This is a genomic window from Sorangium sp. So ce385 (assembly GCF_051474135.1).
GTDB lineage: Bacteria > Myxococcota_A > Polyangia > Polyangiales > Polyangiaceae > Sorangium > Sorangium cellulosum_D.
The window spans coordinates 9,073,374-9,088,496 of sequence record NZ_CP150337.1 but is presented as its reverse complement, the minus strand read 5'-3'; the positions used below and the strand labels follow the sequence as shown (position 1 = coordinate 9,088,496).

Annotated in this window: 6 protein-coding genes; 1 reads left to right on the top strand and 5 read right to left on the bottom strand. The window is 70.5% G+C overall.

Going from position 1 to position 15,123, the window contains the following annotated elements; all coding sequences use genetic code 11:
- The first annotated feature begins 338 nt into the window (after window positions 1-338).
- On the top strand, window positions 339-1,649 hold the full coding sequence (locus tag WME83_RS33080; protein WP_437313696.1) for a cytochrome P450: 1,311 nt from the start codon (window positions 339-341) through the stop codon (window positions 1,647-1,649).
- 302 nt (window positions 1,650-1,951) lie between these two features.
- Here WME83_RS33080 and WME83_RS33075 read toward each other — a convergent pair whose 3' ends face one another.
- The 5 genes from WME83_RS33075 to WME83_RS33055 form a co-directional block, all read right to left on the bottom strand.
- On the bottom strand, window positions 1,952-9,655 hold the full coding sequence (locus tag WME83_RS33075; RefSeq protein WP_437313695.1) for an amino acid adenylation domain-containing protein: 7,704 nt from the start codon (window positions 9,653-9,655) through the stop codon (window positions 1,952-1,954).
- A gap of 85 nt (window positions 9,656-9,740) precedes the next feature.
- Complete coding sequence (locus WME83_RS33070; protein WP_437313694.1) at window positions 9,741-10,586, bottom strand: phytanoyl-CoA dioxygenase family protein; 846 nt, start codon at window positions 10,584-10,586, stop codon at window positions 9,741-9,743.
- 668 nt (window positions 10,587-11,254) lie between these two features.
- Window positions 11,255-11,521 (bottom strand): LysR family transcriptional regulator, encoded by a 267-nt coding sequence (locus tag WME83_RS33065; RefSeq protein ID WP_437313693.1) that lies wholly within the window; start codon window positions 11,519-11,521, stop codon window positions 11,255-11,257.
- Window positions 11,522-11,749: 228 nt separating this feature from the next.
- A complete protein-coding gene (locus WME83_RS33060; protein ID WP_437313692.1) occupies window positions 11,750-12,661 on the bottom strand; it encodes a hypothetical protein in 912 nt (303 codons plus the stop codon).
- Window positions 12,662-13,089: 428 nt separating this feature from the next.
- Window positions 13,090-14,595, bottom strand: a complete 1,506-nt coding sequence (locus WME83_RS33055) for an FAD-dependent monooxygenase (protein ID WP_437313691.1) — start codon at window positions 14,593-14,595, stop codon at window positions 13,090-13,092.
- Window positions 14,596-15,123: the final 528 nt, after the last annotated feature.

Genomic DNA, 15,123 nt, shown 5'->3' with positions numbered 1-15,123 from the left:
GCCTGCGCCACAGGTCCGGGGCAAACGCGCTCGGTCGCGCAGCGCCGACGACCCGAGGCGCCCCGACGACCAGCGGCTGGGCGGTAGAAGGGGCTTGTGTTTCGGCCAGCCCGCCTGTGGCCGAGGGCGCGAGCGGGCAGGAAGACCAAACGCGTTTGTGGAAGTCAAGAAAATTTACCCCCTCCAGCCTCGGGACCGGAGCGCGTCGACATCGTCTGCCGCATGCGATCCTGCTCGTCCGAGGGAGATGTGAGCAAGATGACGGCGCTGCAGGCGGACGTGCTAGCATGTCACCTGCATCGAGCAGCGGAAGCACTGCAATCGAAGGAGCGCGCGCCATGACCACGTTGCCCAAAGGCCCCACCAGCAACATCCTGGTGAACATTCAGGGGATCCTCGACCCAATCGGCTTCACGCTGCGCATGCGGAAGCGCTACGGCGATCCGATGTCGTGCCCGAAGATGAACGGCAAACCGGTGCTGGCCACCGGCAGCGTGGAGGGGCTGCGCTCCGTGTTCGCGGTGCCGCCGGAAAACCTCGACCAGATGCTGGGCGAGAGCTTCACCGCGGCGATGGGAGAATCGTCGCTGTTCGCGCTCTCGGGCGCGCGGCACACGGCCATGCGCAAGCTGCTCATGCCGCCGTTTCACGGGCAGCGCATGCGACTGTATGGGAAGCAGATATGCGACCTGACCCTGCAGCACTCCCGGGACTTCAAGCCGGGCCTGCAGCTCGTGGCGCAGGACTTCATGCACACGATCTCGCTGCAGACGATCATCCACCTCGTGTTCGGGGTCACCGCACCGGCGGAAGCGGAGCGCCTCGAGAAGCTGCTCGAGGAGCTGCGCAAGAGCTTCTCCTTCGGCCTGAACATCACCCTCTTGATCCCCTGGCTGCGCCGGGAGTTCGGGGGCTTCGGCCCGTGGGCGCGCAGGCAGCGCGCGACCCAGAGCCTGCGCAGCTTCCTCGATCAGGAGATCGCCCGCCGCCGCGCCGAGCCCGCCGAGCGCACCGACATCCTGAGCCTGCTCCTGGAAGCCCGCCAGGAAGACGGGACGGCGCTCGACGACCAGCAGATCTTCGAGCAGATGCACACGCTGCTCTTCGCGGGGCACAGCACGACCGCGGCCGCGCTCACCTGGGTGCTCTTTTTTCTCGGACACGCGCCCGCCGTGTTGCGCCGGCTTCAGGACGAGCTGACGGCGCTGGGCCCGGATCCGGAGCCCGAGGCGCTGGCCAAAGCGCCGTATCTGGAGGCGGTGTGTAACGAGACGCTGCGCCTGCGCCCGCCCAGCCCGGGGGTGGGACGCAAGCTGAATACGCCGATGAAGATCGCGGGCTACGAGTTGCCGGCCGGATCAGGCGTGTTCGCGCAAATCATCTGGGCCCACCACGATCCCGCGGTATTTCCGGAGCCGGAGGTGTTTCGTCCCGAGCGATTCCTGGAGCGAACCTATTCCCCCTTCGAGTTCCTGCCGTTTGGCGGCGGGAATCGGCGCTGCATCGGGGCCGCCTTTGCGCTGTACGAGATGAAGCTGATCCTGGGCACGCTGCTGCGGCGCTACAGCTTCGAGCTCGTGTCCAAGAAGCCGGTGCCGGTGGGGCTGCAGGGTCTGCCCGGCTCTCCGGTGCGCGTGATCGTCCGTTGATCCCCGCCGCAGCGAATTCTACGGAGCTGCGCCGAAGCCGGTGCGCTACGCCGCGGCAGGCGGTCCGAACCACGTGGTCAGCGCGTCGGCGAGCCCCGCCTGGGTCGCCTGTCGCGGTACGGACGGACAAGTCGCTCGGTGGAGCGGCGGCTCGGCGGGCGTGAGCTTCAGCCTTGCTTGCTCTCGTTGCTGCAACTCGGGGTTGCGGTGAGCCCGAGGACGGCCTTCGCGGCGCGGAGGCGCCGCTCACCCGCCGAGAGCCGCAACGAGCGCATCGATCGCGCGCTCGACGTGTCGGAGCCTCAAGCCGGACGGCCCGCCGTCGAGGCCGCGGCCTCGAGGCTGTGCGCGAGCACCTGGGCGACGGCGCGCGCATGGGGCTCGGCGAACATCGTCATGTGATCGCCGGGCACCCAGCGGAGCTCGACGCCGGCGCGGGCGTGCTTGCCCCAGCCCCAGGCCGGGTCGTCCGCCGCGCGCGCGAAGAGGCCAAGGTCCACGAGAGGGTCGAAGCGGCTCGGCTCGGAGGCTCGCAGGAGCACGATGCGGTCCACCATCGCGTGGGCTGGATCGTAGCGGCCGTACGCGAGGTCGCTCGCCTTCATGACCTCCGCGATGCCGCGCGCGCGATCGGGTCCCGCGTCCGTGGGCAGGACGCCTGCAGCCCCGAGCCGGCGCGCCAGGAGCTCGAGCTGCGCCTCCGGGCTCCTCGCCCGGAGCTCCTCGTCGAGCGAGCGCAGCGCCTCCGAGGACATCGGCTCGAAGAGCGCGAGGATGGCCGTGAGCCAGCGGGCATGGTCCCACCGGAAGCCGATCCAGTCGCTCTCGGCGACGGGCGCCGGGACATCGAGGATCGCGAGCAGGGCGACCTGCTCGCCTTCGCGCTCGAGCTGCCGGGCCATCTCGAAGGCGACGGCGCCACCGACGGAGTGGCCACCGAGAGCATAAGGGCCATGAGGCCTGAACGCGCGGATCGCGGCGAGGTGATGAGCGGCGAGCGCCTCGATGGTGGCGAGCGGCGGCGACTGCCCGTCAATGCCGGGGTACTGGAGGCCGTAGAAGGGCTGATCCGCGCCGAGGTGCCGCGCGAGCGCGTGGAAGTAGACGACGTTGCCGCCGGAGCCGGCGACGCAGAAGAAGGGCGGGCGCCCGCCGTTCGGCTGGATGGGGACGAGGGGCGTCCAGGGGCGCGCACGCGCGGGCGCGCGCAGGGCGCTCGCCACGCGCTCGACCGTCGAGCCTCCGAACAGGGCGGCGAGCGGGAAGGCCTGCCCGAACTCCTGCTCGATGCGCGCCGTCAACAGCGTGGCAAGGAGCGAGTGGCCCCCGAGGTCGAAGAAATCGTCGGTCGCACCGACGGGATTGACGCGGAGGACCTCGGACCAGATGCGCGCGAGGCGGAGCTCGATCTCATCGCGAGGTGCGACCCATGCGCGGCCGGCCGGGGCCGCGAGCGCCTCGGGCTCCGGGAGCGCGCGCCGATCGGCCTTCCCGCTCGGCGTCAGCGGAAGCGAGCTCAAAGGGACGATCACCGCAGGGACCATGTAATCAGGGACGGTGGCCCTCATGAACTCGCGCAGATCACCGACATCGCAGCCGTCCCGCGGGACGACGTAACCGACCAGCCGCTTGCCGCCGGTCGCGTCGTCCCTGGCGGCGACGGCCGCGGCCTCGACGTCAGGATGGCGGGCCAGGACGGCCTCGACCTCGTCGAGCTCGACACGAAAGCCGCGGATCTTGACCTGCGCGTCCGTGCGGCCGAGAAACGCGATGTTGCCGTCGGGGAGATACCGCGCAAGGTCGCCGGTGCGGTAGAGGCGAGCGTCGGGAGCGGCGGAGAAGGGATCGACGAGGAACCGCTCCGCCGTGAGCTCTGGCCGATCGAGGTAGCCGCGCGCGAGGGCGGCGCCGCCCACGTAGAGCTCGCCGGGGACGCCGATCGGGACGGGGTGCCCCGCAGGGTCGAGGAGGTAGATCTGGGTGTTGTCGATCGGTCGGCCGATCGACGGCAACTCCGGCCATGCGCTGGCCGGGCCAGAGAGCGTGAGCGCGGTCACGACGTGCGTCTCCGAAGGACCATACTGGTTCTGCAGCACGCAATGGGGGAGCTTCTCGAAGAAGCGGCGCACCGCGGGCGTGATCCGGAGCTGCTCGCCCGCGACATAGAGCTCGCGCAGGCTCTCCGGGGCCGGGGCGCCGCGGTCGACGGCCACCGCCATCTGCTGCAAGGCCACGAAGGGGAGGAACATGCGGGCGACGCGGTGATCCGCGATGACCCCGAGCAGCGCGAGCGGATCTCGGCGCGCCGGCTCCGAGAGGAGGACCAGGGTGCCGCCCGTCCAGAAGGTGGCGAACAGCTCGAGGAAGGAAGCGTCGAAGCTGATCGGCGCAAACTGCAGGGTGCGGTCGCCCGGACCGAGCGCGGTCTGGCGGAGCTGCCAGGCGAGGAGGTTGACGAGGGGCCCCTGCGGCATCGCGACGCCCTTGGGCGTCCCCGTGGAGCCCGAGGTGTAGAGGACATAGGCAAGCTGATCCGGTGAGGCCTCGTCGTCCAGGTCGTGATCGGGCTCGGCCGAGAGGAGGTCCTGGGCGGCGTCCATGCACAGCGCCTCGGCGCCGTGGTCCGGCAACAGGTGGAGGAGCCCCGCGCGGGTGACGAGCACGCGGACGCCGGCGTCGGCGCACATGAAGCGCAGTCGCTCCGCGGGGTAGCTGAGATCGAGCGGGACATAGGCCGCGCCGGCCTTGAGGATCCCGAGCACGCCGACGATCAGCTCCGGCGTCCGGTCCAGGAGCAGGGCGACGCCGGTATCGCGGCGGACCCCGAGCCGGCGCAGGCGACGCGCGAGCTGGTTGGCGCGGCGGTTCAAGGCGTCATAGGTGAGCTCCTCCGCTCCGAAGACGACGGCGGCGGCGTCCGGGGTCCGGCGCACCTGCGCCTCGAAGGGCGCCACGATGGAGCAGGAGGGGCGCTCGATCGCCGTCGCGTTCCAGTCGTCGAGGAGCTGCCGGCGCTCCGCGGGGGTGAGCATGGGCAGCTCGGAGATCCGCCTCGCGGGGTCCTCGGCCATCGCGGCGAGCAGCACCTCCAGGTGGCCGGCCATCCGCCGCACGGTCTCTGCCGCGAGCAGATCGCTGCGGTACTCGATCCGACCGAGGATCCCCTCCGCGCGCTCGTCGATCTCGATCATGAGGTCGAACTTCGCGGTGCCCGTGTGGACGCCGAGGCGGTCGAGCGTCCACCCGAGCGGGCCCGCCGCGAGCGGCGGCTGGGAGATGAACGCCACCTGGAAGAGGGGATTCCGGCCGGCGTGGCGCCGTGGATGGAGCGCCGCGACGAGAGCCTCGAACGGGAGCGCTTGATGCTGGAGGGCCTCGAGGCTGAGGCCGCGGACCCGCCGCAGGAGCTCGCCGACCGTGGGATCGCCGGAGAGGTCGGCGCGGAGGACGAGGGTGTTGTCGCAATAACCCATCACGCGCTCGAGCTCCGGCCGGCCGCGCTGCGCGATGACCGTGCCGAGCGCGAGATCGCGCTGGCCGGTGTAGCGATGGAGGAGAACGTAGATGGCGGCGGCCACGGTCATGAAGAGCGTGCCCCCCTCCCTGCGACCGAGGCGCCTCAGGGCCTCGGTGAGGTCGCGCGAGAGCGCCATGCACGCGCGCTCTCCGCTGCAGCGCGGAGCGCTCGGGCGGGGCCGGTCGAGCGGGAGCTCGATCTCGGGCAAGCCGCGGAGCCGCTCGATCCAAAACGGGAGCTCGACCTTCGCGGCCCGCTCGGCCTCGGCCCGCTGGTAGGCGACGAAGTCCGCGTACTGGGCCGGGAGCTCGGGCCACGGCGGCGCCGCCGCGCCGCGGGAGAGGGCGTCATAGGCCACCTCGAGCTCCGCGAGCAGGACGCGGTACAGGGAGATGCCATCGACGATGAGATGGTGAAGGACGAGGTGGAGCTCCTGTTCGTCGTCGGCGAGGCGCACCAAGGTCGCTCTGAGGAGGGGAGGTGCCCCGAGGTCGAAGGAGAGCCGGGCTTGCTCTTCGGCGAGGCGCTGCGCCTGAGGCGCGCGGTCCGCCGGAGGGACCGCCCGCAGATCGACGACGCGCAAGGAAAAGGAAGGGGTGCGAACGAGCCGCACCGGCCGACCCTCCCTCTCGACGAACGCCGTGCGCAGGATCTCGTGACGGCGGATGAGCTCGACCAAGCACCGCTCGAGGACGCCCTCATCGACGGGGCCGCGCATGCGGATCGCGCAAGGCTCGTTGTAGAGCGGCTCTCCGGCGTGGAGGCGGTGCAGGAACCAGATCTGCTCCTGGCCGGGAGAGAGCGGGAGCTCGTGCTGCGGCGCCGTGAGCGCGGTGGCGTCGTCCGCCGGGCGCGCCGCGAGCTGGCCGCCGGCGTCTCCCTCCCGGAGGGCGTGCTTTGCGTCGATGTGCTCGGCGAGCTCGGCGATGCTCGGCGCGCTGAAGAGCGCGTCCACCGAGAGCTCGACGCCGAGCGCGCTCCTGATCCGCGCGGCGGTCTGGATCGCGAGCAGCGAGTTGCCGCCGAGATCGAGGAAGTTGTCGTGAACGCCGACCTCCGCGCCGAGGATCTCCTTCCAGACGGCGGCCAGGGCGCGCTCGGTGGCGGTGCGCGGGAGATCCGCCGGATCGATGCCCGTGTCCCCTGCGGGCGCGAGCTCCGCGGGCAGCGACGCCCGCGAGAGCAACGCCTGGCGATCGAGCTTGCGGCTCACCGTGCGAGGGAGGCAGTCCATCGCGTGGAAGGCCGAAGGGATCATGTAGGCGGGCAGCCGCGACGCGAGGAAGCCGCGCAGCTCCTGCGGAAGGTTCGACGAGGGCGCCCGGGGTACGACGAAGGCGACGAGGCGGCGCGAGCCGTCGGCGTGCTCCGGGGCGACCACCGCGGCGTCGCCCACGAGCGGGCTCTCGGCCAGGATGGCCTCGATCTCCTCCGGCTCGACGCGGAAGCCGCGGATCTTGACCTGATGGTCGGCGCGTCCGACGAACTCGAGGTGTCCATCGGCGCGCCAGCGCACGAGGTCTCCTGTCCGGTAGAGGCGCGCGTGCCCTGACGGATCGAAGGGGCTCGTGATGAAGCGCTCCGCCGTGAGCTCTGGCCGGCCGTGATAGCCGCGCGCGAGGCCGGCCCCGCCGAGGTAGAGCTCCCCTGCGACCCCTCCGGGGACGGGCTCGCCCGCCGGGCCGAGCACGTGCGCCTCGACGTGCGGCATCGGGCGCCCGATCGGGACCTCGGCGCCGAGGTCGTCGACGGCGGAGAGGTCGCAGGCGATCGCGACGACCGTGGCCTCGGTGGGCCCGTAGGTGTTCACGAGGCGCGGGGACGGCCCGCAATGCGCCTTCCACGCGAGGACCCGCGCGAGCGACGCGCGCTCGCCGCCGATGATCACGAGGCGGACGCAGGGCGGCAGCTTCAGGCCGGACGCGGTGAGCTCGGCCGTGAGCTGGTGCCAGTAGCCGGTCGGCAGGTCGAGGACGGTCAACCCGAGCTCCGCGCAAGCCGCGACGAGCGCGGGCGCCGAGCCGATCATCGCCTCGCTGCGCAGCACGAGCGTGCCGCCGGAGGTCAGGCTGGTGTAGATCTCCTCGACGGCAGCGTCGAAGCTGATCGCGGCGAACTGGAGGACCCGATCGCCCGGGCCGATGCCGTACTCGACGCATGCCGAGCGCGTGAAGCGCGACAGCGCGGCATGCTCCACGACGACGCCCTTCGGTTGGCCGGTGGATCCCGACGTGTAGATGACGTACGCGGCCTGGCCGAGGCCCGCGACGGCGGCCGGCGCGGCGGTGGGACGAGCCTCGATGGCGGCGCGGTCGGCGTCGAGGCGCACGACGTGCGCCGCTTGCGACGCCACCCGGCAGGCGAGCGCTTCCGACGTGAGGACCGTCACCACGCCCGCGTCCTTGAGGATGTAGGCGCGGCGAGGCTCCGGCTCGGCGGGGTCGATGGGGACGTACGCGCCTCCCGCCTTCAGCACGGCCAGCATCGCGATGATCTGCTCGATCGAGCGCTCCAGGCAGATGCCGACGAGCGCCTCGCGGCCGACGCCGAGCGCGGCCAGGTGGTGCGCGAGCTGGTTGCTGCGGGCGTCGAGCTCGGCGTAGGTGATGGAACGGGCGCCGGAGACGACCGCGATCGCGCCCGGAGCTCTCTCCGCCGCGCGCGCGAACAGGTCGTGGACGCAGGCCGCGTCGTCGGAGGCGCCGCGGGGGTGGGCAGCGCCGTTCTCGCCGGTGCGCGCCGGGCGCGCGCCGCCTGGCCAGAGATCCGCTGCGGGCGTGGCGAGCGCGATCCGTGGCGCCTCCGCGCGACGCGCGCGCGAAGGCGGCGTCCAGTAGGCAAGATCCTCCTCGAACCTGCGGCGCAGGTAGGGATCGAGCGCGTCGCTGGTGCCCGGCAGCCCCTGCTCGACGTCGCCGACCGCGGCGGCGTAGCGGGAGATGCGGAGCGCGAGCGCGTCGCGGCTCATGAGGGCGGCCTCCTCCCGGGATCCATCGCACGCCGCCGCGAGCGCCGCGTCGAAGCGTCCCCCGAGCCACGCGGCGGCCGCGCGCAGGGACGACGCATCTCCGCGGCTGCTCTCGACCGCGGCGAGGAGGAGCGCGTCGGTCGCGGCATCCCCGAGGAGCGCGCTGCCCCAGTAGAGGGCGGTCGACCGGTCGTCGAAGGGCGTCGCGGCATTCCCCGCGCGGGCCTGCACCCGTGCCGCTGCTTCCTCGAGGCGGCGGGCGATCGCCGGCGACGCGCACGTCTCGGCGAGGAAGCGGTACAGGCTCCGGTCCGCGTGCAGCGCGCTCGAGCCGAGCACCATGTTCAAGGCCTCGGTCGGGCCCTCGAAGATGCGCCATGGGCGCGCGTCGCGGTACATCTGCGGCACGAGGTTGCTCTCCTCGTAGCCGCGCGCCCCGAGGAGCTGGACGAGCTGATCGACGGCCCAGCCCAGGGACTCGGCGCCGGCGTTCTTGCAGGCCATGTACGCCTCGGCGGGGACGCTCCGTCCCGCGTCGCGCAGCTCGGCGATCCGCGTGGCCAGCGCCTCCACCGAGGTGATCCGGGCTGCGAGCTCGCTCATGCGGGCGAGCGTCACGGGGTTGTCGAGGAGGTTGCCTGTCAGGATCTGCCGCCGCTCCGCGTAGCGGAGCATGAGCTGCGCGCAGCGCTTCATCCCGCCGACCGCCATCCCGCCCAGATAGAAGCGGATGAGCATCATCGTGTCCCGGGCTCCCTCCATCCCGCCGCCCGGCGCGCCGAGCATGTCGGCCGTGGTCACGCGGACGCCGTCGAGCACCACCGTGTTCTTGGTGAACCCGCGCAGCCCCAGGGTGAGCGCCTCTGGCCCGATATGGAGCCCGTCCGCGTCCTGGCGGACGATGAAGCCCGTCAGCCCACGAGAGCGGCCGCGCTCGTCGAGGAGCTGGGCATACACGTGGATGACGCTGGCGGCGGAGCCCGCGCCGACCCAGAGCTTGCTGCCGTGGAGGCGCCACGCGCCCCTACCATCCGGGACCGCCTTGGTCTCGATGGCGCGGAGGTTGGACCCCGCCCTGGGCTCGGTCATCGCCACCGCGGCGAAGACTCGGCCGCGCGCGACGAGCGGGAGGAACTCGCCGCGCACGGCCTCGGTCGCGTGGTGGCCGAGGGTGTGCGCGCCGAGGATGCTGTCCAGAACGACGATCGCGAGCGTGAGATCGATCGCCGAGAGCTGCTCGAGGACGCGGAGGGCGTCGCCGCAGCGGAGGCCGAGCCCGCCATAGCGCTCGGGCACCTGCATGCCGAGCAAGCCGCGGTTGCCGAGGTCCAAGATCACGTGCGGCGGGATGCAGCGCCGCTCGTCGATCAGGCGGGAGTTGATCCGCCGCTCGGCGTAATCGCGCACCCACTGGATCAGCTCATCCGCGCGCCGCCGGCTGGCCTCCGGAGAGGCAGCCCAGGGCTCGGGCCGTACGATGTTCGAGTGCTGCTCGACGTGATGGAAGGTGTCGGTGTGCATGTGCAAATTCCCTACGAAGGCGCGGCGCCGCGTGCGCCGGTCGGAAATGTCTCCTGGTCAGCCGATCCGCTCGTGGGGGAGGTGATCACTCCGTGAGGATGCTCTCGGGGCCGGCGATGACAGGGGTGTAGTCACGGCTCGCGAGGAACTCGGGCCGCGGCGTCGCGACCGGGTGCGCTCGATTGAGGACGCTGTTGTACGTGACCAGGATGAGGCACCGGTCGATCGGCGTGATGTTGTTGCTCGACCCATGCACGAGGTTCGGGTGGAACAGAAGCACGGAGCCGGCGGATCCCAGCGCGGTCCGTACGGGGTAGCGAGCCGCGAGGTAGCGCACCTGCTCGCGGCTCAGCACGTACTTGAGGTCCGCGGTCAGGTTGTGGATCCACGCCGGTTCGCCCGCGTAGGCCCCGCCTTGGCTCGCGGACGGGCGCACCTCGATGACGCCCTCGCGGTGCGAGCCGGCGAGGAACATGAGCGGGCCGTTCGACTCCGTGTTGTCGTCGACCATGACAGCGACGTTGACCAGCCGGGGCTCGGGCAAGCCGTCCTCTTCACGCCAGAAGATGAAGTCCTGGTGCCAGGGCCAGAGCTCGCCGGCGAACGCCGCCTTGAGGTTGATCTTGAACTGATAGACGAACACCTCATCTGCCAGGATCTGGCGGCACGGCTCGATGAGACGAGGGTGACGGACCAGCCTGGCGAAGCTCTCGAACGTCTTGTGCTGGCCGTGAACACCGCGCACGGTCTGCCCGTCCCGCTCGAGGACGCGGCGCGGCGACTCCTCGGCGAGCGCGACGCGGGTATCGGCCCGGATGCGCCCGAGCTCGGCGTCGGACAGCACGTTCGGGATGATCACGAACCCGTCTTGATTGTAGGCATCCAGCTGAGCCTTCGTGAGCTTCATGAACGGATCTCCTCCAGTGGTCATGGCTGCCATCAAAGCGACGGCGAGCCGCGGATACAGCGTCGTGGAACGACTGCGACGCAGCAGCGAGCGCATGCGCGGCCATCCCCCGGCGCATAGCGATGCTGCTGTGCCCGACAGACAATGCACGTGGCAGGCCAATCGCGTATTCTCGCTCACAGAGCGCCGGCCGTGTCGAGCGCCCGGCGGTGGTCCCGGAGGTGGAGGGCACGGCGGGGCGCGGAAGGCGCGCCTGGCGCGGAGCGCAGGTCCGCGGAAAGGCTCCGCTTTCGCGCGCCACGCGGCCGGCGAGGGCGCCGCGCCCATGGGGGCGCCGTCACCGTGACATGTCACGGGATCTGTCACGCTGCCGCCGTGACATGTCAGGGGGCCTGTCACGCTGCCGCCGTGACTTGTCACGTGGCCTGTCACGCTGCCGCCGTGACATATCACGGGCGCCGAGCCCGGGCCGGCGTCCCGGGACTCGCGAGCGTCGTCGTGCTCTCGGGGCTCGTCGCCGCGTTCCTCTACGGGGGCTGACGTTTCCGCCAGGGCAAGACTGGCCTTCCTCGCCCGCGTCTACAGCGCGCCGCCGCCGCCTGCCAGAGTCCGGGCGTGGGCTCAGAGCAGGTCGGAGAGGTCCGGGGCGTGCGTGTTCAGGAACGCGATCAGCTTCGTCAGCCGGCCGGGGGTCAGGCGCCGGACGCGTGCGCGGCCGTCTCGGCGGAGGCCTCGGCCGCGCGCACGGCCTCGCGCGCGGGCTCGAGCAGCGCCTCGCCGGCGTCGGTGAGGGAGATCGCGTGCGTCGAGCGACGGAGGAGCCTCACGCCGGCGCCGTCCTCGAGCCGCGTGATCGCCTTCGAGACGCTCGCGGCGGACATCCCGAGCCTGCGCCCGGCCTCGGCGACGGAGCCGGCGTCCACGACCGCGAGGAAGCACCGCAGCTGCGGGACGGACACCTCGACGTCGATCGCGGCCAGCGATCACCGATCCAGCCGATGCGGAGGCGGAGACGGAGCTCGCCGTGCTCTCGGCGGTGGCGCACGGCAACGGGCCGAACGGACTCGCCGTGGTCCAGGCGGCGCTCGTTGCCCTCGGCCGGCTCGACCAGCGTTGCCGCCGGGAGAGGCCGTCTAGCGGGAGGGCGAGCGACGATCCGGGGCGCGCAGCAGGTTTGCCGACACGCTCTACTCGCTCACCGACACCACGTCCAGGTGCAGCATCTGGCCGGTGGTCGGCGCCGTGTCGTACGGTGGCAGCCCCTCGAAATAGTCCTTGGTCCAATTGGCGATCTGGCGTTCGTTGCCGTCGTTCATCACCACCTTGACGGTGGCGCCGCCGTTGACCTGGATCGTCGCCTCGTAGTCCTCCTTGTGAATGTCGTGAGCGCGGTACTGATAATTGTTCAGCCAGTACGTCTGGCGCGGCTCGCTCACCTCGATCGAATATTGCTGGTAATTGATGGAATCGTTGGGGCCAATGCTACCGCCGATCATGAACGGCTTCACGGGCATCTCCCCCCCCTCGATGTCCGTCGGCTCCCAGATCCCGCGCACCCGCAGCTTGACCGAGTACGTCGTGTTCGGATCGCCGCCGAAGGTCACCTGCTTCTCGATGTGCTGGGTGTTGGGCGGATGATTGCACGTCGCCATGGACGCCAGCGGCAAGGGCGTCGACGGGTCGCACGGGGCATCGATAAACAGCTTGTCCAACCCGCTCGCATAGCTTGCCAGATCTGGAGCGGCGCCGCCGCCGCCTGCCTCTACGGCACCACCGCCGCCACCCGAGCCCCCGCCGCCACCCGAGCCCCCGCCGCCACCCGAGCCCCCGCCGCCACCCGAGCCCCCGCCGCCACCCGAGCCCGACGCGGCGTCATGCGTACCGGCATCGCCCGGCGCTGCTCCCGCGGTTCCTTCCATGCCGCCCGTCTCGGTGCTGCTGCACCCGGCGACCGTAAGCAGCAGCGCAAGCAGGGCCATCGCCGGCGTTGCGCAGATGCTCCGCATCCCTGCGGTATCGGGACTCGGACCGGGGTCATCGATGGCGGTGCGGTTCGCGCAGACGAGGCGCGCTTTAGGGAACGGATAAATCCAGCTCATAGAACCAGTATCCTATGTTTACGACGCGCCTGCAAGAGAGGGTAGGCCAATCGAGGGTAGGGCAATCGTGGACCGGCGTCATCACCAGATGCGTCGCGCCGTTGCGCCTCGGCTTGCGGAGGAGGTGTCCCACGCGGCCATCGGCCAGGATCGAGAGGCGCTCCAAGCTGAACGGCCGGCGCGCGCCGTGCCAGCACAATCGCTCGAGCCCTTCGCGATCCCCCGCGCGCCCGGTGCTCGAACAGCCATGCTGCAATCCTGCACGGGTCGTTCGAGTGTCCTCGCCGCTGAATTCGGTCGCGCTGACGCGACGGTCTGCGGCCTCTGCCAGCGTGGTGTAGGCAATATTGAACAGCCGAGTGAACTCGTTGGCTCTGTTGGTTTTGTAGGCGGAACGGTGGATCGTACTTTATTATATGTACGTTATGTCAACTGCCGGTCGGCGCCGTGGGCGGTCCGAACCAGGTGGTAAGGGCGTCACCAAGGCCCTGGTCCGTGCCTTCTCCGACCCACGCGACGTAGCCGTCAGGGCGAATCAAGACCGCGGTGGGAGCAGCGACCGCGCCCAGCACCGGGAGCTCCCACGCGCCGGCGTATCGCGCGTCGACTCGCCGGACCCGATCCGCCCACGGCGTGATGTCGAAGGCGCCGGGCTCGCCGAGGTTTAGGAACACCGGTCGGGCATCGTGCAGCAGGGCGAACACGCGCTGCGGGCTGTCCGTGGTGACCACGTCGAGATCGGGCATGCGACGCCCGAGCAACGGGTGTCCCTCGCCGAGATCGTAGTTGATGTCCACACCAGACATCATCGCGACGTATTGCTGGCGAGGCGCGTCCCTCTGCATCAGCTCGGACATCATCCCGCGCAAGGCCTCGATGCGATCGTCGCCGCGATCGAGCGCGGTGAGCGCCATGGTGTTACGCAGCACGCGGGCACCGACTGGGTGCCGCTCGGCATGGTACGTGTCCAGGAGGCTCTCCGGCGATGTCCCGTGGACCACCTGGGCGAGCTTCCATCCCAGATTTACCGCGTCCTGCACACCGATGTTGAGCCCCTGTCCGCCCATCGGGGAATGCACGTGCGCCGCGTCGCCCGCCAAGAGCACGCGGTTGTTTCGGTAGGACGCCGCCTGCCGAGCCATATCGGTAAACCGGGAGATATAGGTGGCGCTGCGAAGACCATAATCCCTCCCGTAGACAGCGATGAGCGCCTCGCGGACGTTGCGTAGGGTCGGCTTGTCGCCCTGGGCGAGGGGCGGTTCATTCAACACCATGCGCACGCTCTTGCCGTCCTCGAGCTTGCCTATCGCATTGATGCCTTTTTCACCACGGCGGACGCCCCACTCGGGCTCTTCGGCCATCTCGACCTCGGCGATCAAGTAGCTGGTCGACGGATCCCACCCTGGGAAGTCGATGCCTGCTTTCTTGCGGATCAGGCTGCGACCGCCGTCGCACCCGACGAGATACTTCGCTCGCAACGAGCGGCCGTCGGACAGCTCGACATCGACGCCGGTGTCGTCCTGCGCGAAACCCGTGACCTCACTTCGGCGATAGATCGGCACCCCCAGCTCGGAGACCCAGTCGGCCAGGATGCGCTCGGTGCGGTACTGCCAGAGCCCGAGATAGTAGTTGTGGCGAGCCGGGATGTCGCTGATGTCGAGAGTGCCCCGCGCGAAGGGCGCGCTCCGAAACACCTGCCCTTGCGAAATGAAGCGATCGGCGATTCCTCGCTGATCGAGCACCTCGATCGTGCGTATGTACAGCCCGCCTGCGCGCAAGCCCTCGAGGTCTTGGCTCTCACGCCGCTCGACGATGGCGACGTCGACCCTCGCCAACGCCAGCTCGCCCGCCAACATCAGCCCTGTCGGACCTCCTCCGGCGATCACAACCGCGTGCTTTGTCATGGCGACACCGCGTCCGGATTCGTCGTGCATTTCGATCCTCCTGTGCATGCCATCTCTGGCTTGCGGCCGGCGACCGTACGGCACGACCCGGGGCTTGCCGCAAGCCCCCGTCTCTGGCATACGTTGGTAGTGGAGAGAGGCGGGGGTTGCTCTCCCCGGAGCGTTTTGTGTGTGCCCTCTCACAGAACGACGGCGCGCAAATTTCAGCGAGACCCGCCTGCTCCCGCCGGCGTTGTGAGTCAGCGGATCCGCGGCGAAAAGCTGTCCGTCCTCCGGTGGCGCACAGCTGGCGCCGGTGTCCCCTGCGCGGGAGCACGGCCATCAGGACAGCCGCGTTCCCGGCGAAGTAGAGACAGGCCGTCCCGATGCGGCGGGCTACCGTGCTTCACCTTGGATGACGAGGAGCGCCACGTCGGCTGACGACGGGTTCCTCCCCGGCCGACGACACCCGCCGCCGCGATGCCGACGGCGTTGCGCGCCGCGCCGTCGTGATCCGCGCGCGCGTTCGCCCACGCTCGCCGGCCCTATCGCCGCGAGAAGCCCCTCGACATCCCGCTG

Coding starts and splice junctions, on each gene's coding strand:
- WME83_RS33080 (WP_437313696.1), top strand. CDS start 339: ATGACCACGTTGCCCAAAGGCCCCACCAGCAACATCCTGGTGAACATT.
- WME83_RS33075 (WP_437313695.1), bottom strand. CDS start 9,655: ATGCACACCGACACCTTCCATCACGTCGAGCAGCACTCGAACATCGTA.
- WME83_RS33070 (WP_437313694.1), bottom strand. CDS start 10,586: ATGACCACTGGAGGAGATCCGTTCATGAAGCTCACGAAGGCTCAGCTG.
- WME83_RS33060 (WP_437313692.1), bottom strand. CDS start 12,661: ATGAGCTGGATTTATCCGTTCCCTAAAGCGCGCCTCGTCTGCGCGAAC.
- WME83_RS33055 (WP_437313691.1), bottom strand. CDS start 14,595: ATGCACGACGAATCCGGACGCGGTGTCGCCATGACAAAGCACGCGGTT.